Raw genomic sequence first — 22,056 nt, 5'->3', positions numbered from 1 at the left:
AGTGCGTCCCGAAACCGGGGTCCGCTCGGACCTTTGGAGCGACCCGCTGAGCCCTCAATGCGTCCCGAGGCGCGGGTCCTCGCGGACCGCGACGTCGGGGGTGGTCTTCGGCACCTGCACCGGGTCAAGCACGGAGACGAGCACGCCGTCGGGTCGGGAGACCTCGGCCACGAGCGCCCAGGCGAGGTCGACGTCGGCGCCGTCGTCGGTCACCAGGTCGACGCCGACCACGCCCGCCGGTGCCGGAGCCGTTGCGGGCGTACCCACGTCCCCGGTCCCGGACGCCAGGTCGTCGACCGTCCACGCGCCCGTCGTGCCTGCCGCGATCCGCAGCGTCCGTTCGGCCAGAACTGCGCCGCCCTCGCCGAGCAGCCGGACCGTCGCCGTGGCGTCCCGTCCGGTGGTCGGGTCGCCGTGCTCCGAGACCCCACCGACGACGAGGGTGCCGGATGTCCCCGAGGGCACGGCGATCACGCCGTTGCGGCCGACCGCCGTGGACGCCGCCCACGCGCGCTCGACGCTCGGCACGTCGTCCAGCTCGCCGGTGGCACCCGGTCGCGACACCACCGCCGAGGCGATCACCGGCTGGTCGGCATCGACGACCGCCGTGTACGCGCCCGCCGGCAGCCCACCGAGGGGGACGTCGGTGACCTCGCCGGCGGCGAGCGCGACCGCGTCGGCACCCGGGAGCTCGACCACCCCGGCCGGGCCGAGCAGCGTGACGTGCGCGGTGGTGCCGACGTCGCCCGGGGCGAGGAGGCGCAGCGACGGGGCGGTCGGGTCGTCGACGGTCGAGGCGACGACCGCGACACCGGGCACCACCTGACGTCGTGCCGGGGCGGCGCCCGGGACCACCAGGTCGGTGCCGGCCGGGGTGAAGCCGTCGATAGCCGAGTCCTGGACGTGGACGCCCACGCGGCCGCCGGAGGCGCTCACGTGCACCGCGAGGCGCCGCTGCTCCGCGGCGATCCCGCCCAGCACCACCACGCGCTCGGCGCCCGGCGCGACCAGGTACCGCTCGCCCGTCAGGTCGACCGGACCGGACGGGCCCCAGATCGCGACCGTGACCTCGGCGGGGGTCGAGCCGGCGTTGTCGAGGACCAGCTGCGCGGTGCTCGACAGGTCGGTGGAGCCGCCCAGCAGCCACGCCGAGGCCACTGCCTGCTGGCACGAGGCGGCTGCGAGGCCCCGCAGGTCGCCCGCGGTCACCAGACCCGCGCTCGCCGCCGCCACGCGGGCCGGTGCGTCGGCGGGCTCGGCCCGCACCGCCTGGGCACCCGTGACGCCCGTGACCACGGCAGAGTCGCCACCGGCGTCGAACGTCGCGGTGGTGCCCGAGCGGTCGAGCGGACCGACCGTCCCGGCGCTTCCGGTGCCGTCCGGCACCGACGTGATGGTCGTGACGGTCGTGACGGGGTCGACGGGCGTCGGGTCGAACGCGGAGTCGCCGCGGCCCGTGTCGTCGGGGAGGATCAGCGGTCCCGCGCAGACCAGCGTCGAGGCGGCCGGCGGGACCGCGACGAGCGTCGGCGGGATGTCCGTCGCATCGGCACCCGGCAGCCGCGCACCGGCGACGACCACCGCCACCGTCAGCCCGAGGACGGCGATGCCCGACACCGCGCGAGCCGCGCGCCCGAGCCATACCTGCTTGCGCGTGGGAGCACTCACGTCCGCACCCCCCGACGGCGGCGCACCGGCACCGCGAGCAGCACGGTGACGAGGGCCACGAGGCCCTGCACCGCGAGCCAGGGGGTGCGGGCCGGGGCGTCGTACCGGACGACCAGGTCGCCGCCCGCCGCGCCGAGCGCGAACGACTGGCGCCAGCCCGCGTCGACGGCCCGCAGCGGCGTGCCGTCGAGCCACGCGTGCCAGTGCGAGTCCTTGCGTTCGGCGAGCACCAGCAGGCGGTCCGCGTCGCCGCCCGCGATGGTCGTGTCGACCGTGCGGTCCGCCGACGGCACCGGCAGGGCCGCGGCCGTCGGGTCCGTGACGTCGGCGCCGGCCGGGAGCACGCGGGCCCACGACGGCACGACCGTCGGCGCGGCTCCGCCCGCGGACGGCGCTGTCGCCTGCACCCGCCACAGGGTGCCGGACGCGTTCTCGGTGACGCGCTCGAGCCCGGCGGTCGAGTCGAGCCGGCTCACCAGCTCCTCGCGATGAGCGGCGGCGACGGCGGGCTCGACGCCGCCCAGGTCCGTCGGCAACGGCGGCACCAGCACGTCGGCTACCGCGAGCGAGCCGAGCTCGCCGGCCACGTCACCCGTCGCGGCGGTGGCCAGCCGGGCCACGAGCGCGTCGACCTCGCTGGTCGCGGCATCGTCGGCAATGACGTCCGGTGCCAGCAGGTCACCGCCGACCGTCCGGGTCGCCGCCGCGGCCGCCTGGTCCACCAGCTCGGGACCGTCGCCGCGCATCAGCTGCCAGGTCACGGTCGTCGAGTCGTCCACCGGCTCCACGCTGACGGCGAGCACCCGCGACGCGAGCGGAGAGCTCTGCGCCTGCTGACCCACCGCGGGCACGATCACCCTCTCGACCGGGCGCAGCGCGACGGCGTCGCCGCTGCGCGCCTGCCACACCCAGGAGCCGAGCCAGGTCAGCGGCACCGCGACGGCCACGAGCGTGACCACGGCGACCAGCGGCTGCCGCCAGCCGAACGTGTAGTGCGCCAGCCGCTCCCGCAGCCGGTCCGTCCCGATCACCGCCGCGGCCAGCAGGCCGGCGGTGGCCAGCGACAACGCGGGACCGGCCCAGCCGTGCACGACCACGCCGTCCGAGACCGCGACCGGGATCGCCGCGACGATGGCCGCCGTGGCCAGACCCAGCGCGGCGACGACCCACGCGCCGCGGACCGCGCGCGCGACCGGAGCACCCCGCAGGAGGGCGAGCACGGCCAGCAGCAGCACGACCGCCCCGAGCCCGAGCGGCCACGCCCACGCGAGCGGGTCCGGGAGCCCGACCGGCACGAGCGACGACGGGTCGGCCGGCACACCCAGCAGGCGGCTCACCGGGTCCGTGGCCGTCGACACCGCAGCCAGACCGGGGTCGGCCACGAGCAGCCGCCAGCCCTCGAGGCCGCGGCTGGCCGCCTCGAGCAGGGTGGGACCGAGCAGCGCCAGCGCGGGGAGGGCCGCCAGGAGCACCCGCCCCCGGCGGCGCGGCGCACAGAGAGCCACGACGCACAGCGCGAGCAGCCCCGGCACGAGCAGCCCGGGCGCACCGGCGACGACCACCGCGAACGCGATCGCCGCTCCGGCGGCTGCTGCGATCGAGCCCGTCGGGTCGGGAGCACCCACGCGCTCGGGCGGTGCGACGTCCGCGATGACCGCCGGCGCGTCGCCGGACACCCGGGGCGTGGGCACCGTCGGCGTGCCACGGACCGGCGTCGCGACGTCACTCTGGTCGAGAGCCTCGTCGTCCCGCTTCGCGGTCACCAGCCCGGAGAGCACCTGATCGACGCGCTGCACCCCGACCGCGCGCGCCAGGCCGAGGACGACCCAGGGCAGCGCGACGTGGGCGACGACGGCACCGAGGCGCCCGTCGCCGAGCCCGAGKAGCAGCGCCGGCGCGCCGGCCCAGACGACCGCGGCCCACGCGCGCACGCCCACCGAACGCGTCGCGGCCCCGGCGGCCGCCCACGCGCCGATGCCCGCGAGCACGACGGAGCCGAGGAGCAGAAGCGCCACCGCGGTGGAGGTGGAGCCGCCCAGGAGGGCCGTAGGCACGGTCAACGCGGTGAGGAGGGCGTCCGCGGGACCGGGGCCTCCGAGCCCGTCCGCCACCCACCCGCCCGTGGCCGCCGACCACAGGTCGCCGAGGCGCGCGGAGGCTGGCAAGAGGGCCGCGCCGACGAGGCGCGCTCCCCCGGCGACGGGCGCGACGAGCGGCCCGAGAGCGACAGCCACCAGGACGACGAGGACGGCGACGACCGCGGCGAGACCCGCTCGGCGGCGCGTCGCGAGACCGGCCAGCTCCCCGAGCTCGAGCTCGCTCGGGGCCTGCACGACCCGGCGCACCTCGGCACGCGCGAGCCGGCGGTCGCGAGCCTGCGACCAGACGTCGCGCCAACCGGCCTGCAAGGGACGCAGCGCGCGGCGCGGGAGGCGCCGGCTGCGGGTGGCGCCGAGCCGGGCGCGCAGCACGCCGTCCGGCCGTGCGAGCGCGACGAGCGCCGCCCGCAGCTCGTCGACGGCGAGCCCGGGCTGCTTGACGGCGAGCTGGGCGAGCGAACGCACAACCGCACCGACCAGGGCGAGGACGGCGACGACCGGGACCAGCAGCGCCGGCGCGGAGACCAGCCGGCTGTGCACGAGAGCGCGCCGACGGGCCGCGAACGAGCGGCGCGGGTCCGCGCGGTCGTCCTCGCCGTCGCCGTCCTCGTCGACCGGTGCGCTCTCGAGCGCAGTCGAGCGCAGGCCGAGATAGCCCGCCTGGGCGTGCCGCACGACCGCCGACGGCACGACGATCACCCGGTGCCCCGCCAGCCTTGCTCGACGGGACAGATCGAACCCGTCTCCGAACGGCCCGAGCAGCGGGTCGGTCCCGCCGAGGTCGTCCCACACGTCGCGCCGGACGAGCGCGCCCGCGATGCCGACGCCGAGCACGTCCTCGCGGCCGTCGTGCTGGCCCTGGTCGAGCTCGCCCGGCTCGACGTCGGTCATCCGACGCCCGGACCGGGACGTCCGCACGCCCACCTCGAGCAACCGCTCGGGATCGGTCCAGGTCCGCTGCTTGACTCCCGCGACAGCGACCGACCGCGCGTGGCTCACCGCCCGCACGAGCTCGGCGAGCGCCGACGGAGCCGGCGCGCTGTCGTCGTGCAGCAGCCACAGCCAGGTCGTCGCCGCGCCCTCGTCAGCCTGCATCCCGCGCCGAACCGCATGCCCGAACGTCCGGGCACCGGGGGCGTGGACGTAGCGCAGCGCGGGGGCCCCAGGGCCACCCGCGGCGGCGAACGTACTGGTCAGGAGTTCCTCTATGGAGGAGTCCACGGTGTCCGCGACGTCCACCAGCAGGACTCGAAGGGGTCGACGGGTCTGCGCGGCGAGCGCGGCGAGCGTCGAGGAGAGATACGGGGTGCGACCACGCGTGACCACGACTGCGGACACCGGCGTCGTCACCGGTGTCGAGGAAGTCACGGTGGGGACATCCACCGGCAGGAGCGTGTCAGTCATGCTCGGAACATCATGCCGTCGCGCGGCACGAGGCCCGCGCGCGACACTCCCACCCGGCGCAGCCGGTCAGACGACACGCCGCTTGAGCTTGCGCCGCTCCCGCTCGGACAGCCCGCCCCAGATGCCGAAGCGCTCGTCGTTCTGCAGGGCGTACTCGAGGCACTCGGAGCGCACGTCGCAACCCGTGCACACCTTCTTGGCCTCACGCGTCGAGCCGCCCTTCTCGGGGAAGAACGCCTCGGGATCGGTCTGCGCGCACAGCGCGCGCTCCTGCCACCCCATCGGGCCCTCGTCCTCGAGGGCGCCGAAGATCGGCAGGACGTTGGAAGCGTGCGTCTGTGCACTCTTCCGTGCGTCGGACGGGAAGATCTCGTCGTTGTCGAGCAGGTTCCACATGCGTGCCTCCGTGCGGTCCTCGTGCTGGTTCTGCTGCTCGGTCAGGGGCTCGGCGTGCGACGCTCTTACGGGCTGCCGCGGGTGGTGCTCGCTCATGAATCTGTTCTAAGGAATTACACGCGTGTCGTTCGCGTTGGTCAAGCGGCGCCGTGGTAACTGTCCGATTTGGTGGGGTGAACTTGCTTCGGACGGGTGACCCGGGCGTGTCGATCTACGCTGTCGACGTGCCCGTGACGACGATCGCCGACCTGCTGCAGCTGCTGACCCGCGAGCCCGGGCGGCCGCGGATCACCTGGTACGGGGACGGCGGCGAGCGCGTCGAACTGTCGGGCGCGGTGCTCGAGAACTGGGTGAACAAGACCGCGAACCTGCTCGTCGAGGAGTTCGACGCCGGTCCGGGCGAGCGGGTGCTCCTGGACCTCCCGGTGCATTGGCGCACGGTTGTGTGGCTGCTGGCCGGGTGGCGGGTCGGCGCGTGCGCTGTCGTCGCGCCGTCGACGTCGGCGGACCTCGTCGTCACGACCGAGCCGGCCCGGCGAGACGCGCCGGTGGTGGCGGTGACACTCGGAGCCATGGCCCGCCGTTTCGACGGCAGGCTGCCCCCTGGGGCCGTCGACGCCGCCTCCGCCGTCATGACGTACGGCGACGTTCTCGGCTACGCACCCGCTGTCGACAGCGGCGCACCCGCGCTCGACGACGGCGCCGTCACCGTGTCCCACGGCGAGCTGCTGCTCCGGGCGACGGCCGCCTCCGACTCCGGGCCCGGGGCGCGCGTCCTGCTCACCGCGCCCGCGGAGCTCGACGCGGGGTCGGTCCTGCGCGCCGTCGGCGTGCTGGCTACTGGTGGGTCGCTCGTTCTGGTCGACCCCGCGACCACCGGAGCATTCTTGGCGGACGCGGCCCGACGCGCCCGAATCGTGTCGTCGGAGAAGGTCGACGCCGACCTTCTCGGCTGAGTGCACCCGCCGCCTCGTCCGCCGAGCGGGGAGCACCGCACCGGGCGTCGGCTCGCGTACGGCAGAATGGTCACCCATGCGCGGAATCATCCTGGCCGGCGGCTCAGGCACGAGGCTCCACCCGATCACCCTGGGCGTCAGCAAGCAGCTGGTGCCCGTGTACGACAAGCCGATGATCTACTACCCGCTGTCCACGCTGATGGCAGCGGGGATCAGGGACATCCTCATCATCACGACCCCGCACGACGCCGAGCAGTTCCAGCGCCTCCTCGGCGACGGCTCGCAGTTCGGGGTCGACCTGAACTACACGGTGCAGGCGGAGCCCAACGGTCTCGCCCAGGCGTTCGTGCTCGGTGCCGAGTTTGTCGGGGACTCCAGCGTCGCGCTCGTGCTCGGTGACAACATCTTCTACGGCCCGGGCCTGGGGACCCAGCTCCAGCGGTTCGACGAGATCGACGGCGCTGCGGTCTTCGCGTACCGCGTCGCGGATCCCACCAGCTACGGAGTGGTCGAGTTCGACGCGACTGGCCGGGCGCTCTCGCTCGAGGAAAAGCCCGTGGCGCCGCGGTCGAACTACGCCGTGCCCGGTCTCTACTTCTACGACAACGACGTCGTCGAGATCGCGCGCGAGCTGCGGCCGTCCGCGCGCGGAGAGTATGAGATCACCGACGTGAACCGTCACTACCTGGACGCCGGCACGCTCCAGGTCCAGGTCCTCGCCCGCGGCACGGCGTGGCTCGACACGGGCACGGTGGACTCCCTGCTCGAGGCCGGCGACTACGTCCGGACGATCGAGCACCGGCAGGGGCTGAAAGTCGGTTGCCCCGAGGAGATCGCGTGGCGTCGCGGGTTCCTCAGCGACGACGAGCTCAGGGAGCGCGCAGAACCACTGGTGAAGTCCGGCTATGGCGCCTACCTGCTCGGCCTGCTCGCTGATCCCGGCGCCAAGGTCTGAACTGATCTCGCACGGCGCCTGGCGCCGGCGGTCGACGACGAGAGATGGTCTAGCCTTGCCATTTGACATGTGCGCAACGCCCACCCCGAACGAAGATCGACCACGGCCGCGGACCGTGCCACGAGTAGTGAGTTCGCGGCTGACCCGGGTCGGGACGCCGTGACGGCCCCCCGGGTCCTGATCGTCGTCCCCGCCTGGAACGAGGAGGAGACGATCACGGCCGTCCTAGCCGAGATCGCCGACCGGGTGCCCGACGCGGACGTCCTGGTCGTCAACGACGGCTCGACCGACAGGACGTCGAGCGTGGTCGCCCGCGCGGGCGTCCCCAGCCTCGACCTTCCGTTCAACCTCGGAGTCGGCGGCGCGATGCGAGCGGGTTTCCGCTACGCCGCCCGCGAGCAGTACACAGCCGTGGTGCAGGTCGACGCCGACGGCCAGCACAACCCCGCCGACGTCCCGCGGCTCGTGGCGGAGCTGGATGCCCAGTCGGTGGACATTGTCATCGGTGCCCGCTTCGCCGACGCGGAGTCCTACGACGTGCGCGGACCTCGCAGGTGGGCCATGCGCACGCTGTCAGCGACGATCTCGCGCATCGCGCACCACAAGCTCACGGACACCACCTCGGGCTTCAAGGCCTACGGCCCGCGAGCCGTCCACCTCTTCGCCTCGGACTACCCGGCCGAGTACCTCGGCGACACGGTCGAGGCCCTCGTCATCGCCGCGCGCTCCGGGCTGAAGGTGACCCAGATCGGCGTGACCATGCGGGAACGCGCCGGTGGCCGACCGTCCCACGGGCCCCTGAAGTCCACCGTGTTTCTCGGCCGAGCCGCGCTCGCGCTGCTGATGGCTCTGTCCCGACCGTCCGTCGAGCCCCGAACGGCGGAGGACCTGTGAGCGGCTATCTGTTCGCCGTCGTCCTGTGCCTGGCGGTCCTCGCGCTCCTCGTGCAGCTGCTCCGGACGCGTCGGATCCGGGAGAAGTACGCCGCCATCTGGATCGTCGTCGCCCTCGGAGTATGCCTGCTGGCGGTGTTCCCGAACATCGCGCTCTGGCTGGCTGACCTTGTGGGGGTCGAGACTCCGGTCAATCTGCTGTTCGCGGTGGCCGCTCTGGTCCTGCTCGCTGTGTGCCTCCAGCTCAGCGGCGAGACCTCGACGCTTGAGGAGAAGACCCGCACCCTCGCCGAGGAGGTGGCGTCGCTGCGTCTGGCGGTTCGGAGGCTCCAGTCGGCCGCCGCCGTCGACCCTGATCGGAGCGTCGACCCGACCGAGCACCGTGAGCACTGAGGACAGCACGACCGCCGACGCCGCGGTCGTGCTGAGCTCGCGCACTGCGCTGGTCCGCTACCTCGGCGCCGGCATCCTCAGCTACGTCGTCGACACAGGGCTCCTCCTGCTCATCTCGGGCCCCCTCGGCCAACCCGTCTGGCTCGCCGCGACCATCGGCTTCTGGACGAGCGTGCTCCTCAACTTCGCCCTGAACCGCGCGACGTTCTCCCAGGACGGCGGCAGCACGCTCCGCCACGGCGTGCGGTACGCGGTGCTGCTCGCGGCCAACTACGCCGTGACGCTCGTGATCGTCACGGTCGGCGTGGCACACGGCCTCACCCCGTTCATCCCCAAGACGATCGCGGTCGGGCTGACCACGATCACCAACTTCCTCCTCTATCGACGATGGGTGTTTCGCTGATGGCATCGAGCAGCGCGAGTGCGGCAGGATCCGGGCCGACCGCGATCGAGAACGAGCCCGCGGGTCCGGTGGCGGGGTCCGCCCGCGTACGGCGACCGCTGACGACGACGACTGCGTTCTGCCTGTCATTCGTCGCCTTGATGACGATGTTCGTCGCCTGGGGTCTGGCCAACCCGCTGACCGCGGCCCCCGACGAGCCCGCGCACGCGATCAAGGCGGCCGCCGTCGTCCGTGGCGAGCTGCTCGGCGACCGCTACGACCCTGAGCGCCCCGGCTGGGGCTACGTCGACGTCCCTGCCGTCATCGCCTATACGCCCTCGATGACGTGCTTCGCGTTCCACCCCGACCAGACGGCGGTCTGCCAGCGCCCGGTCGCTGGGGCGCCCAGTGTGATCACGCACGTGGTGACCACGGCGATGACCTACAACCCGCTCTACTACTCGGTCGTCGGCCTGCCTTCGTTCTTCCCATCGGGCCAGGGTTCGCTCTACCTGATGCGGCTCGTGAGCGCCGCGCTCTGCGCGGCCGCGCTGGCGTACGGCTTCGCGCAGGCGCTGACCGCGACGCGGCGTGGCTGGTTGCCCACCGGGTTGCTGCTGGCCCTGACGCCGATGGTGATCTTCCTCGGCAGCTCGATCAACCCCGCCGCGCTCGAGGTCGCCGCCGGCGCGTCACTATGGGTGTCCCTGGCGGTGCTGCTGCGCTCCGACGAGCCCGCGCGGTTCCGCTCCCGGATCGTGGCCATCGCCATCATGGCGAGCGTCTTCGTGAACCTGCGCGGCCTCTCCCCGCTCTTCCTGGTCATCATCGCCGCGGCCGTGGTGCTGGCCTCGCCCCTGCGCCAGACCGGTGTGATCCTGCGTCGCCGGTTCATCTGGCCCTGGATCGGACTCGTCGGCCTGGCGACCGTCGCCGCTCTCGCGTGGACGAGGTACGCGGGGACGCTCGGATCCGACGGCGTCGTCCACCACCCCGAGCTCGAGTTCTGGGACGCCGTCCAGGTCTCGCTCGGGTCCACGTCGAACTACGTCGCGAACATGATCGGCCAGTTCGGCTGGATGGAGACCGGCCTGCCGATCTGGGTGTACTTCCTCGTGGTGTCGGTCGTCGGGGCGTTGTGCGCGCTCGCGCTGGCTGTCGGCACCTGGCGCGAGCGGCTCGTCCTCGTCGGCCTGGCCCTCGCCTGCATCGTCATCCCGGTGGTGCTGCACTCCACGCAGGCCAAGTATCTCGGCATCGTCTGGCAGGGGCGCTACTTCCTGCCGGCCGTGGTGGGCATCCCGATCCTCGCGGCCTTCGTTCTGGACGGGTCGCCGGACTCGCCTGGCCGTCGGATCGGCCGGAACTTGTGCGCCCTGTTCGGTGCCGCGTGGTTCACGTACCAGCTCGTCGCGTTCTTCATCAACCTGCACCGGTACACGTTCGGCGCAGGGCGCGAGTGGTTCGTCACGCCGATCGACGAGTGGGTCCCACCGTTGCCGGTGCCCGTACTCGGGCTGATCCTCGCCATCGGGCTGGCCGGCCTCGTCGCCCTGTGCCTGCACCCGTGGGGGACGCTGCGCGAGCCCGCTCCGATCGAGGACCCCGAGCCGGCGCCCACGGCGTCCTGATCCGGGCAGCGGCCCCGATCAGGGTGCGACGGCGCACACCAGCGTCTCCGCCGGGAGGAACCCCACGTTCAGCGGCACCCCGCTCGCGAGCTGCGTGGTGAGGACCAGCGAACCGTCCTCGGGGATCGCCACGGTGCGCACGTCGCCCTCGGCCTCCTCGACACCCACGCGCAGCTGGAATGTGCGTCCCTGCTCGCCACGGACCTCGACGCCGAACGGCGCCTCGTCGCTCTCGAGGAGCACCCGGGCGTAGACCGGTGCCTCTCCCACCTGCCAGCACTTCTGCCCGTCCACGGCCTCGGCCTCGAACGTCTGCGTCACCACGGGCGTCCCGACGAGCGGCTCGAGCGGTCCGTCGCCGACGCCCACGTCCAGCATCACGAGGGCGCTGGACAACCCGAACGGTGTGATGGGAGACGTCGGCAGGCCGTTGTCGCGGGCGAGCGGACCGAGCCCCTCGACCGTGACGTCGGGGTTGATCCGCGGGTCGATCTGGGAGCCGAGGAACTGTTCGTCCTGCGTCACGGCGAGGTGCGCGGCTGCCGTGACCTTCTGCCGCGTGATCGACTCGGCGGCGGCCTCTTTGACCGAGTTGTCCACCAGGAGCCGCGTGTTGTAGACGAGCACCACGCCGAACGCCGCGACGACGAGAGCGCGGAACCACACGCGGGCCGTCACGGCGCTGAGGCCCACGACGAGGAGCGGGAGCCCGAACGCGGTGGCGACGTACGCGTACCGCGGCGCCTCGAGCCCGCCCCGGGCCGCGACCACCATGCTGAGGAAGAGCATCAGGCCGGCGAATCCGCCGACGGCGACGGCACGGTCGCGGCTGCCCTCATCACGCCGAACCGCATGGACGATCGCCCAGACGAACGTGACGAGCGCGAAGAGCGCGACCGACGCCGCGACGAGGGTCGGTGCACCTGTGGCGCCGTGCAGGATCGTCAGCACGCCGTCCCACAGCTCCACGACGACGGTCACCGGTCCGTCGCCGGAGACCGCTGGTGCACCCGAATTGACCGACCCCACGAGCAGGTACCAGACGAGGTAGACGACGGTGGGGACACCGCCGACGACGACCGTCCGCCAGATGTCGCGCGACCGCACCAGGGTGGCCACGGCGGCCGCCGCGACGGCCGGCACCCCGATCCCGGAGCACATCAGGGCACACACGAGCAGTCCGACCGTGGCGACGTCCCGCCGGCCCAGCCGGCCTTCGCGGTCACCGACGAGCATCGCGAGCCAGCCGAAGGCGACGCTGCCGACGAAGCCGATCTGGAACGCCCACAGCAGGTTCTCGCTACCCGAGCCGAGCAGTGAGAACACGGCGGCGCCCGCGGTCGCCAGCACGGGTGCCGCTCCGCTGGCCAGCGCCGCTCGCCACACGAAGTGCGCGAGCGCGAGGTGCGTGCCGATGAGCACGAGGATGTACGGCCAGTAGCTGGCGAGGCCGACCGTGTCGCGCAGCGCCACCCAGACGAGGATCGGGATGGTCGACCAGTGCTCGTTGTGCGGAACCCAGATGTTGAGAGCCGCGCCGCTGAACCCGCGGTTGATCAGGAACTCCCACTCGTCCCCGACGAACCACTGGTCGCGGTTCACCCACACGAGCACCACCCCGGCGACGGCGAGAAGTGCGAGATGGAGGATGAGCCATCGGCGGTCGGGCCGGTGATCAGCCATGCGTGTCGTTCTCCGGGGATTATCAGGTGTGCGGCGGGCGCAGGGTCGAGGCACAAGGGTACGGGTGCCGCCGACCCTCTCCACATCACCTAGCGGAGTCCGGACGCGCCCACTCCTGTGCGTAGCCGGTGTGTCGGGTGAACCAGCACACGAAGCTGTGGTCCGCTAGAGCCCTCCACTCGAAAGGCTCCACCCATGTTCCGCTCGGTGCTCGCGATCTACGCCGTCGTCCTCGGTGCCGGCGTGATGCCGACGGCAGCCTCCGCGGCCCCCGACGCCGATGCGCCACCCGCCGTGACCGAGCTCGCGCTGTCCGGCGTCGCCCCTGACGAGGTGCCCGAGCTCCCCGCGACACCACCGGCACCGTCCGACGACGTCACGACGCAGGGACCGCAGGCGGACCCGGGACCTGCCGCCGAGCCCGACGTGCTGACCGCGCCCCGTCTCACTGACGACTTCTCGGTGCTCGGTTTCACCTGGTCGAGCTCCGACGCGGACGACGTCGTCGTCCGGTACCGCCTGCACTCGGACGAGGGCTGGAGCGAGTGGGAGGCCGTGGCCGAGGGAGACGCCGCCCCTGACCCCGACAGCACGGAGGGGCGCCGGACCCACCGTCGCGGGTCCGACCCGGTGATCGCGCTGAACTCCGACGGGCTCCAGGTCTGGGCGGAGTCGTCGGAAGGACCTGTGACGGCGCTCAAGGCCGTGCTCGTCGACGCGCCGAGCACGGAGGTGTCCGCCGCCGAGCCGACCATCAGCGGCGCGTCGTTGCGTACCGAGGCGAGCGCGTCGCGGTCGCAGATCGCCCGCGCGACCACGTCCGCGCTCACCACCGCCGCGCCCGGACGACCCGGGATCATCACGCGAGCCGAGTGGGGCGCGGACGAGAGCCTGCGCACCTGCACCCCCGACTACTCCTCGACCGGCTTCGTCTCCGCCGCCGTGCACCACACCGACTCGGCCAACGACTACTCGCCCGCCGACGTCCCGCGAATCCTCAACGGGATCCTCGCGTTCCACACCCGACCCGAGTCGGCCGGTGGACGGGGGTGGTGCGACATCGGCTACAACTTCCTCGTCGACCGTTTCGGCCGCGTGTTCGAGGGACGCGGCGGGAGCATCGACACGACCGTCATCGGCGTGCACACGGGCGGGTTCAACTCCCGCACCATCGGGATCGCGGCGATCGGGACATTCACTACGACGGGTCCGTCGGCGGAGCTCCTCGAAGCCCTGAGCCAGTTGATCGCGTGGCGGTTCTCGACGTTCGGGATCCGCGCCGGCGACACGGTGCAGATGGTGTCGGGCGGGGGCGCGTCGAAGTATCCGGACGGCACGGTCGTGTCGTTCCCCACGATCTACGGGCATCGCGACGCCCAGCTCACGGCCTGCCCGGGCCAGTCGCTCTACGACAGCCTCCCCGCCATCCGCGGACGCGTCGCACAGCTGGTCAACGACACGGTCGGCGTCTCCCCCCGCGGCACCATCGACCAGGTCCGCGGGACCGGGTCGGGCGTCGCCGTGACGGGCTGGGCCTACGACCGCGGGACCGACGCCCCGGTGGACGTCGCGGTCTCGATCGACGGCGCAGCCGGTGTCGTCCGCGCCGACGCGTACCGACCGGACGTGGCGGCCGCGTTCGGAGTCGGCCCGAACCACGGCTTCGCGGGCACCGTGGCGGCGTCGGCAGGAACGCACCTCGTCTGCCTCACCGTGCGCAACACGGGTGAGGGTGCGGACGTGTCGATCGGGTGCCAGTTCGTCACGACCAATCGCCCACCGTTCGGCCGCGTCGACGTGATCGAACCGGTGCCGGGTGGCGTGCACGTCAACGGCTGGGCAATCGACCCTGACACCAACGACCCGGTGGACGTCCACGTCTACGTCGACGGCGCCGGGACCGCCACCCGAGCCGCTCTTCCCCGTCCCGACGTCGACGCCGCGCACCACGCCGGGGCCGCGCACGGGTTCGACCTCACTATCCCCACACCCCAGGGCAGCCACCAGGTCTGCGTCTACCCGATCAACACACCGAGCGGGCCCAACCCGCCGCTCGGCTGTCGCACGATCACCGTCGGCGCGTCCCCCGTCGGCGCGATCGACGTCGTCGGTGCCCTGTCGGGGTGGATCGTCGTGCAGGGCTGGGCGCTCGACCCCGACACCTCGGCATCCATCCAGACACACGTGTACGTCGACGGCGTCGGGACTCCGACGATCGCGAACGCGTCGCGACCCGACGTCGGTGCCGCCTTCGGCAAGGGTGACGCGCACGGCTTCGCGCTGTGGCTGCCCGCGACGAACGGTCCGCACGACGTCTGCGTGTGGGCCATCGACGGCACCGGTGGGCCGAACTCCCTCCTCGGCTGCCGGCGCCTGACGGTCGTGAACCGGGCACCGATCGGCGCCCTCGACGTGGCCACCAGGACCGGCGGGATCGTCCACCTCTCGGGCTGGGCGATGGACCCGGACACGTCGACGTCGGTGGCGGTTCACGTCTGGCTGGACGGTGCCCCTCTTGTCGCCTGGTCCTCCGCTGGAAACCGACCGGACGTCGTGGCGGCTTTCCACAACGGGTCGGCGCACGGCTTCGACGGGACGTTCCCCGTGCTGAGCGGTTTCAACCACCAGGTCTGCGTGTACGCGATTGACTACTCGGGCGGCGCGAACTCACTCGTGGGGTGCCGGACCCTGTGAGTCTCGGCCGGGAGGCCGGAACGTGACGGCGCCACGCCGAGGTTTCTAGGTCGGCCCGGGGTCGTCGCGGCTGCGATACCGTGCGGCGTCCCCACGGCCTGGAGAGGCAGATCGATGCGCAAGGTTCTCGTCGCGGCACTGACCGCCGTCAGTGCACTGCTCGGTGCGCTCGTCATACCCACGAGTGCCGCGTCCGCGGCCGACAACGCCCTCTTCGAGCCGGGCCTGATCATCTCCGACCCGATCTTCTACGACTACCGGTCGATGACCGACGCCGACATCCAGAACTTCCTCACCGTGAACGGCGCAGGCTGCGTCCCCGCGTCCGACGGTACGGCCTGCGTGAAGGACTACCACATGGCCACGGCATCGCGTCCGTCGGACGGGCGTTGCCCACTCGACTACACGGGCGCCGCTGACGAGAGCGCGGCGCAGGTCATCTCGAAGGTTGCCACCGCCTGCGCGATCAATCCTCGCGTGCTCCTGGTGAAGCTGCAGGTCGAGCAGTCGATGATCAACCGCAAGACCGCCGGGACGGCCGGGGTCTACCAGAAGGCGATGGGCTTCGCGTGCCCGGACACCGCGCCCTGTGACGCCCTGTACTACGGCTTCTTCAACCAGGTCTACTCGGCGGCCTCGCAGTTCCAGCGGTACCGGCTGTCGCCCAAGAGCTACCGGTTCCAGACCGGGCAGGTGAACCAGATCGGCTACCACCCGAACGCCGACTGTGGCAGCTCCGCTGTGACGATCCAGAGCCAGGCCACCGCGGGTCTGTACAACTACACGCCCTATCAGCCCAATGCCGCGGCACTGGCCGCCGGGGCCGGAATCGGTGACCCGTGCTCGTCGTACGGCAACCGCAACTTCTGGCGGTTCTTCACCGACTGGTTCGGCTCGACGACCCAGCGCGCCCCGGTCGGCGCCGTCGACTCGATCAGCGGCTCAGCCTTCGGCGTGGTCCTCTCGGGCTGGGCCCTGGACAAGGACACGACGAACCCGATCCAGGTCCACGTCTACGTCGACGGCGTCGGCACACCGTGGGTCGCGGACCAGGCGCGCGCCGACATCGACGCGGCATTCGGCCGGGGGGCCAGGCACGGGTTCTCCGGGACCGTCCCTGCCTCCGCCGGCACCCACTCCGTCTGCGTGTACGCCATCGACGCCACAGGCGGGTCGAACACCACGCTCCGCTGCGCGACCGTGACGGTCACCAACCAGGCGCCGTTCGGCTCGATCGACACCCTCAGCACCAGCCCGGGCCAGATCACGGTCGCAGGGTGGGCCGTCGACCGGGACACGGACGCACCGATCCAGACGCACGTCTACGTCGACGGAGTCGGCTCGCCGTGGCTCGCCAACGGCAACCGACCCGACGTCGGGGCGATGTTCGGCGTCGGCAGCAACCACGGGTTCGGCGGCACCGTGAACGCGTCCCCGGGCGATCACAACGTCTGCGTGTATGCGATCAACGTGCCCAGCGGACCCAATACCACCCTGACGTGCACCCAGGTCCGGGTGCCGAGCGCGGCCAACGCGGCGCCGACCGGTGCTCTCGACCAGCTCGCGGGCACCCCGCAGGGCATCGCACTGTCAGGCTGGGCTCTCGACCCGGACACGACCAACCCGATCCAGGTCCACGTGTACGTCGACGGCGTCGGCACACCGTGGCTGGCGAACGGGAGCCGGCCCGATGTCGCAGCCGCCTTCGGCAAGGGCGACACGCACGGGTTCTCCGGTCTCGTCTCGGTGCCCGGCGGGACGCACTCGGTGTGCGTGTACGCGATCGACAGCGGGGGCGGCCCCAACACCGTCCTGCGCTGCGCCAACGTCACCGTGACCAACGCACCCCCGATCGGTGCCGTCGACACGCTGTCGTCTACCACCGGCGGCATCGCCGTGGGTGGCTGGACGCTGGATCCCGACACGAGCGACCCGATCCAGGTCCACGTCTACGTCGACGGCGTCGGTACGCCGTGGCTGGCCGATGGCTCACGCCCTGACGTGGCGGCCGCGTTCGGCAAGGGTGATCGCCACGGGTTCAGCGGGACAGTGGCGGCGACCGCCGGCACGCACAACGTGTGCTTCTACGCCATCAACGTGCCCGGCGGGCCTAACACCGTGCTCGCCTGCCGGTCGGTCACGGTCGCCGGCTGAGCGGGGGCCGTGCTCGCGGCTCACCCACCGGTGAGCCGCGAGCACGGCACCGGCATGACCCACCCGTCGGGCTCGATCGGGATCTCGACCACACCGAACCCGTCGGCGGCGCACAGCTGGTGCGCCGCCCCGACGGCGCTCGCCCACCCGGGCACGCTGCTCTCGTAGTCGTCGCCTACCGCCGTGACGACGCCGACGGCGAACCAGGCGGCCAGGGCCACACTGGCCGACCGCACGATCGTGCGTCGCACGCCCGCCGCCACGGGCGCCGACATCCCGGCGATCACCGCCGTGACGTAGAACAGCCCGCAGACCAGCGTGTACCGGCTGTTGAGATCGACGACGAGGCGTTCCCCCGGGACGGCGTCCGGGAGCGAGGCCAGGGGTACGTACCGCAGCATGGCCACCCACAGAGCCACGCTGATGCCCGCGCAGACCGCCGTGAGCAGACGCTGCGGCCCGCGCACGAGTATCCCGCGGAGCACGAGCGCGAGACCGACGATGACGACGATCACGACGACGGCCGACACCGGGTACACGGCCGCGGCCAGGTCCACGCCGCTGAGCGACCCGAACATGACGCGCGCGACATAGCCGCGCGCGTAGCCCGCGGGCGATGTCCCCGGAAACGAGACCCGCGAGCTAACGAGGACGACGCTCAGCTGTATCGCGCAGGCGACGGCGACGACGGCGGTCGCCACGTACTCCTCGACCCGGCGCCGCTGCACGGCCCGCAGCAGGACGAGCGGCACCAGCACCATCGCGAGCGGGTCGCTCAGGATCGCGAGCGCCATCGTGCCGCAGCGCACCATCTGCCCGCCGCGTGTGGTCGGCGCCCACAACGCGCTGAGGACTCCGGCGTAGACGAGGAACCAGTGGAGGTTCGCGAGGTTGTCGAGCGTCTCGAGGCCCCCGACGGGCAGCACGATCACGGCGACGACGAGCCCGTACCGCCACAGCCGACCCGGGATGTGCTCCCGGACCGCGAACCACGTCAGCACGGCGACCGCGACCCGGACGCCTGCGGAGATGGTGGCGGAGAGCACCGCCCACGAGCGCGGCGGGAACGTCGCCACGACCTCCGCCGCCAGCCGCGCCGCCACGTGCGCGTATCCCGCCGACGGCAACAGGAGGTCTCGCAGGAACGCCCCTTGCACGGCCACCCCGAGGAAGGCCGTGCCGTCCTCCGCCCACAGGCGGTCCAGCGGCGCCGGGTGCCCCCGCCACAGCAGCAGCAGGGCGGTCCCTGCCAGGGCGATCGCACCGAGGACGAGGAGGTCGACGCGCTGCCCTGGGCGAGGCCCCGGGTCCGTCATGACACCTCGCAGAGGACAGCGCCCGGCGGGACGTGGACCTGGAGGACCGACCCGGCGGGAAGCCCGGAGGTGATCACCGTGTCGTGCTCGGCGCTCAGCGGGAAGGGTCGAGCGGGCGAGCGCACACCATCGTTCTGCACGACCAGGTCGAACGACTTCGCCGACGTGGGCAGGAACCGCAACGCTAGCGGCGACGACTCCGCGGCGACGATCACACGAGCCGGCTGCCCGGCGATCGCGGTCCAGCACACCGCTCCCGGATCCGCGGGATCGGCCGCCGGCGGCGCGCCCACGGACTTCGCGTCCGTCGGCGGGGTGGGCTGGACGCCGTCCAGCACCTGGGCGCCGACGACGACGTCGAGGTTGCGCAGCGCTGTGCTCGTCCCGACCGGGGTGGCGTCGGCCGGCAGCCCCGCGTCCCGGACGAACCGGCGCAGCGAGTCCAGCGTGATGTCGGGGTTCAGCTCGGGTTCGGGGTTTTCGGTCAGGAACGTGTCTCCGTCGAGGGCGAGGCGTGCCCCGGCGAGGACGACGGACCGTGCCGTCGCCTCGCGCTCGGCCTCCGCGGCGGCGTGCGAGAACAGCAGCACGACGTTGTGAGCGCCGACGAGCGCGATCGCGGTGACGGCGGTCGCGGTCACCCAACGCCGCGCCGGCAGGGCGCTCACCGCGACGAGCACGAGCGGCAGGGCGAAGGCCACGGCTACGTAGGCGTAGCGCGACGCCATCAGGTCCGCACGGCCCTGCTCGACAATCACCACGAAGGTAGCGGCGCCCGCGACACCGCCGAGGGCTGCCGCTGCCCCGCGCGCTACCGGCTCGCCCTTCGCCGCCCGGAACCCGGTCACGGCGGCCCACGCGCCGACCGCCAGCAGAACCGCGAGGACGGCGATCGTCGGGCCGCCCGTCACCGATCGCAGCAGCGCCGCGATCCCATGGGCGAGCCCCGACACATGGGCCTGAAGGTCCCGCTCGGGCGTGGGTGGCGAGGGGTTGACGGCACCGATCAGCCGGAACCAGACGGCGAAGACGACGGCGGGGACACCCGCCACGATGACGGCACGCACCCAACTGCGGCTGCGGATGAGGACCGCCACCCCTGCCGCGACCACGGTGGGCACGCCGATGCCGGAGCACAGCAGCGCGCCCACCAGCAAGGTGGCCACCGCCGAGTCCCGCCACCCGAGACGACCCTCCCGGTCCCCCACGAGCACGGCCGACCAACCCAGGAGCAGACTGCCCACGAACCCGATCTGGAACGCCCAGAGCAGGTTCTCCGAGCCCGCTCCGAGCACGGAGAACACGGCCGCGCCGGCCGTCGCGATCGCCGGGTGCGCACCTGAGCGGATGCTGACCCGCCACAGCACGTGCGCGAGACCGAGGTGGAGCGCCACGAGGACCACCACGTACGGCCAGTAGGTCGCAAGCCCCACCGTGTCCCGCAGGAACGTGAGCACGAGGATCGGGAGCGTCGACCAGTGCTCGTTGTGCGGTCGCCACACGTCGAACCGAGCGCCGACGAGCCCCCGGTTGACGAAGAACTCCCACTCGTCGCCGAAGAACCACTGGTGCCGGTTCGCCACGAGCAGGACGACGCCTGCGACGGCGAGCAGCACCAGGTGGATCGCGAGATAGCGCCGTCGCAGGCTGTCAGGTGGACTCATGGACCGGCTCTCGTCCGAGGGGCGGGACGATCTCTGGGTCCATGGTTCGGGAGCGCGCCGAGAGAACGAGCAGGGCGACGAACACAGCCGCCGAACCGAGGGACACCACAGCGGCCGAGTGCAGCACGGGTGCGTCCGGCAGCACCGGCGCTCCGGTGGCCACTCGCTGGGGAAGTGCGACGACCAGCGTCACGGCGGCCGTGGCGACGACCACGAACGTGGCGAACTGGATCGACAGAGCGCTCCCGGCGAGCGCCAGGGCGCACGCCGCGAGCAGGACGAACGCGAACGTGCCCTGGTGCAGGAAGGTGGTGCCGGGTCCGAACATCGCCAGGACCCAGAAGAGAAGACCGGCGCCCGTGACGCCGGCGAGCGTCGTCGCGGCCCGCAGGTCGCCAGGGTGGCGGTCGCGCCGCACGATCCATCCCACCGCCAGCACCAGGAGAAGCCCCAGAGCCGGCAGCAATGAGTAGAACGTCTCCGACCGCCAGAACGCGATGGCGGAGCCGTCCCAGCTGTCGAGGTTCTGGATCGCCTTGCTCGTGTCCCCTCCATGACCCAGCAACCGCATGACGTTCTGCACTTTGTTCTCGACCGCGCCCGCCAGGCCCACGGCGGCGTACTGGTCGCGGATGGCAGCGAGCGGGCGTCGGGCGTCGATCTCCTTGACGTCCGCGAGCATCCAGGCCAACAGGCGGTCACCGGGAGGATCAACCAGGCGCTGGTACGCAGTCCACGGAGCGACCACCACAACGGCGCACCCGATCGCGGTTCCCAGGGACGCCCAGCGACGCGACGCGTGCCAGGCACGCCAGAACCCTAGGAGAGCGACGGGAGCGAGGAGGAACGCGACGCCGCCGTGGCTTAGGTATGCCAGCGCTGCGAGCAGCGCGGCGAGACCGTACTGGGCTGGCGCTCGAGCGCCGGGGCGGCGAAGCACGACCGCAAGGGAGGTCAGGGCGAACGCAGCCGCGAGCAGCTTGGGCCACACGTAGAACGTGTTGACGACGATGACACCGGTGGCCGCGCACGCACCGAGAGCGACAGCCGCGCTTGCCCGGCGCGCCGCGAGCACGCCCAGCAGGACCCACACGCCGAGGACCCAGACGGACTGGAGGAGCACTCCGACCACCTGGTAGTCGAGCGCCGCCCGCACGTCGTCGCGCGGTCCCAGCGTCTGGCCGAGCCAGATCGCCGACTGGAGCGGCGGCCGGTCGCTCGAGAGCCATCCCGAGACCGGCGGGGGCACGCTGCTGTGGCCGTGCAGCTCGACGTGGCGCCCGAAGAGGTACGGCAGGACGTTGTCCGGGGGCAGCCGCCAGGTGAAGCGCGAGGCCGGCGTGTCCGCCGGTGTGCCCGCTCCCCCTCGCAGGAAGCCCAGACCCAGCACGGCGAACGCGTACGCGCACATGGCGGCGAGCGGAAGCCAGTGCGTGCGCACGACGACGATCAGCCGATCCCGCGCCCGGAACGCGACGACCACGATCACGGCGACGGAACCGACCGCGAGCGCACGCGATGCCCACAGACCGACGTCGGGGTCGAGCCACCATCCGATGCCGACCCCGTAGTAGGTCGCACCGACCACCGCGAGAGCGGCGGCGAGAAGCAGGAACCGGTCGGCGATCCACTGTCGCAGGATCAGAGAGACGGCCACGAGAGCACCGACGAGGAGGAACGAGTGCACCAGCCCTGAGATCAGGACGGGACGCATGTCGTCCTCCCGCCGAGGGCGACGGTCAGGCAGGGTGCACGATGGCGCGTGCCT

At 72.4% G+C, this 22,056-nt stretch carries 15 protein-coding genes; 8 read left to right on the top strand and 7 right to left on the bottom strand.

Going from position 1 to position 22,056, the window contains the following annotated elements; genetic code table 11:
• Positions 1-54: 54 nt before the first annotated feature.
• The 3 genes from ACXJKA_RS15320 to ACXJKA_RS15310 form a co-directional block, all read right to left on the bottom strand.
• Positions 55-1,668, bottom strand: a complete 1,614-nt coding sequence (locus tag ACXJKA_RS15320) for a DUF5719 family protein (RefSeq protein WP_456826075.1) — start codon at positions 1,666-1,668, stop codon at positions 55-57.
• Positions 1,665-5,171 (bottom strand): glycosyltransferase, encoded by a 3,507-nt coding sequence (locus ACXJKA_RS15315; protein WP_456826074.1) that lies wholly within the window; start codon positions 5,169-5,171, stop codon positions 1,665-1,667. The genes ACXJKA_RS15320 and ACXJKA_RS15315 overlap by 4 nt, the downstream gene beginning before the upstream one ends.
• A 66-nt stretch (positions 5,172-5,237) precedes the next feature.
• Positions 5,238-5,567, bottom strand: a complete 330-nt coding sequence (locus ACXJKA_RS15310) for a WhiB family transcriptional regulator (protein ID WP_456826089.1) — start codon at positions 5,565-5,567, stop codon at positions 5,238-5,240.
• A gap of 224 nt (positions 5,568-5,791) precedes the next feature.
• Here ACXJKA_RS15310 and ACXJKA_RS15305 point away from each other — a divergent pair, with 224 nt between their 5' ends.
• The 6 genes from ACXJKA_RS15305 to ACXJKA_RS15280 all read left to right on the top strand — a co-directional run bounded on the left by ACXJKA_RS15305 (position 5,792) and on the right by ACXJKA_RS15280 (position 10,777).
• Positions 5,792-6,523 carry a TIGR03089 family protein gene (locus ACXJKA_RS15305; protein ID WP_456826073.1) on the top strand — a complete coding sequence of 244 codons (732 nt, stop codon included), beginning with the start codon at positions 5,792-5,794 and terminating at the stop codon, positions 6,521-6,523.
• A gap of 76 nt (positions 6,524-6,599) precedes the next feature.
• The gene (gene rfbA, locus ACXJKA_RS15300) at positions 6,600-7,478 is read left to right on the top strand and encodes a glucose-1-phosphate thymidylyltransferase RfbA (protein WP_456826072.1); all 879 of its coding nucleotides are present in this window, start codon (positions 6,600-6,602) and stop codon (positions 7,476-7,478) included.
• Positions 7,479-7,637: 159 nt separating this feature from the next.
• The gene (locus tag ACXJKA_RS15295) at positions 7,638-8,372 is read left to right on the top strand and encodes a glycosyltransferase family 2 protein (protein WP_456826071.1); all 735 of its coding nucleotides are present in this window, start codon (positions 7,638-7,640) and stop codon (positions 8,370-8,372) included.
• Positions 8,369-8,764, top strand: coding sequence for a DUF2304 domain-containing protein (locus ACXJKA_RS15290; RefSeq protein ID WP_456826070.1), 396 nt, complete (start codon positions 8,369-8,371; stop codon positions 8,762-8,764). The genes ACXJKA_RS15295 and ACXJKA_RS15290 overlap by 4 nt, the downstream gene beginning before the upstream one ends.
• Entirely contained in the window at positions 8,754-9,167 is a 414-nt protein-coding gene (locus ACXJKA_RS15285; RefSeq protein ID WP_456826069.1) for a GtrA family protein, read from the top strand. Before ACXJKA_RS15290 ends, ACXJKA_RS15285 begins: the two co-directional genes overlap by 11 nt.
• Positions 9,168-9,307: 140 nt before the next feature.
• Positions 9,308-10,777 carry a DUF2142 domain-containing protein gene (locus ACXJKA_RS15280; RefSeq protein WP_456826068.1) on the top strand — a complete coding sequence of 490 codons (1,470 nt, stop codon included), beginning with the start codon at positions 9,308-9,310 and terminating at the stop codon, positions 10,775-10,777.
• Between the two features lie 18 nt (positions 10,778-10,795).
• Here ACXJKA_RS15280 and ACXJKA_RS15275 read toward each other — a convergent pair whose 3' ends face one another.
• Entirely contained in the window at positions 10,796-12,460 is a 1,665-nt protein-coding gene (locus ACXJKA_RS15275; protein ID WP_456826067.1) for a hypothetical protein, read from the bottom strand.
• Between the two features lie 195 nt (positions 12,461-12,655).
• Between ACXJKA_RS15275 and ACXJKA_RS15270 the strand changes: the two genes are divergently transcribed.
• Positions 12,656-15,154: a peptidoglycan recognition protein family protein gene (locus ACXJKA_RS15270; protein WP_456826066.1), complete on the top strand. Its 2,499-nt coding sequence runs from the start codon at positions 12,656-12,658 to the stop codon at positions 15,152-15,154.
• Between the two features lie 114 nt (positions 15,155-15,268).
• On the top strand, positions 15,269-17,308 hold the full coding sequence (locus tag ACXJKA_RS15265) for a hypothetical protein (RefSeq protein ID WP_456826065.1): 2,040 nt from the start codon (positions 15,269-15,271) through the stop codon (positions 17,306-17,308).
• Between the two features lie 20 nt (positions 17,309-17,328).
• Here the strand turns inward: ACXJKA_RS15265 and ACXJKA_RS15260 are convergent, their stop codons facing one another.
• From ACXJKA_RS15260 to ACXJKA_RS15250, 3 genes are read right to left on the bottom strand one after another with little or no spacing between them, the layout of a single operon-like run.
• A complete protein-coding gene (locus tag ACXJKA_RS15260; protein ID WP_456826064.1) occupies positions 17,329-18,624 on the bottom strand; it encodes a hypothetical protein in 1,296 nt (431 codons plus the stop codon).
• Positions 18,621-20,288 carry a hypothetical protein gene (locus tag ACXJKA_RS15255; RefSeq protein WP_456826063.1) on the bottom strand — a complete coding sequence of 556 codons (1,668 nt, stop codon included), beginning with the start codon at positions 20,286-20,288 and terminating at the stop codon, positions 18,621-18,623. The genes ACXJKA_RS15260 and ACXJKA_RS15255 overlap by 4 nt, the downstream gene beginning before the upstream one ends.
• Positions 20,275-22,002, bottom strand: coding sequence for a hypothetical protein (locus ACXJKA_RS15250; RefSeq protein WP_456826062.1), 1,728 nt, complete (start codon positions 22,000-22,002; stop codon positions 20,275-20,277). The genes ACXJKA_RS15255 and ACXJKA_RS15250 overlap by 14 nt, the downstream gene beginning before the upstream one ends.
• Between the last annotated feature and the right edge of the window lie 54 nt (positions 22,003-22,056).

The sequence above is a fragment of the Cellulomonas sp. P5_E12 genome (assembly GCF_054049315.1).
This window is presented reverse-complemented; position numbering and strand designations above follow the sequence as displayed.

Excerpts from the sequence above, each read along its gene's own strand:
- rfbA (WP_456826072.1), top strand. The coding sequence starts at position 6,600 with ATGCGCGGAATCATCCTGGCCGGCGGCTCAGGCACGAGGCTCCACCCG.
- ACXJKA_RS15250 (WP_456826062.1), bottom strand. The coding sequence starts at position 22,002 with ATGCGTCCCGTCCTGATCTCAGGGCTGGTGCACTCGTTCCTCCTCGTC.
- ACXJKA_RS15280 (WP_456826068.1), top strand. The coding sequence starts at position 9,308 with ATGACGATGTTCGTCGCCTGGGGTCTGGCCAACCCGCTGACCGCGGCC.
- ACXJKA_RS15270 (WP_456826066.1), top strand. The coding sequence starts at position 12,656 with ATGTTCCGCTCGGTGCTCGCGATCTACGCCGTCGTCCTCGGTGCCGGC.
- ACXJKA_RS15310 (WP_456826089.1), bottom strand. The coding sequence starts at position 5,567 with ATGTGGAACCTGCTCGACAACGACGAGATCTTCCCGTCCGACGCACGG.
- ACXJKA_RS15265 (WP_456826065.1), top strand. The coding sequence starts at position 15,269 with ATGCGCAAGGTTCTCGTCGCGGCACTGACCGCCGTCAGTGCACTGCTC.
- ACXJKA_RS15255 (WP_456826063.1), bottom strand. The coding sequence starts at position 20,288 with ATGAGTCCACCTGACAGCCTGCGACGGCGCTATCTCGCGATCCACCTG.
- ACXJKA_RS15260 (WP_456826064.1), bottom strand. The coding sequence starts at position 18,624 with ATGACGGACCCGGGGCCTCGCCCAGGGCAGCGCGTCGACCTCCTCGTC.
- ACXJKA_RS15275 (WP_456826067.1), bottom strand. The coding sequence starts at position 12,460 with ATGGCTGATCACCGGCCCGACCGCCGATGGCTCATCCTCCATCTCGCA.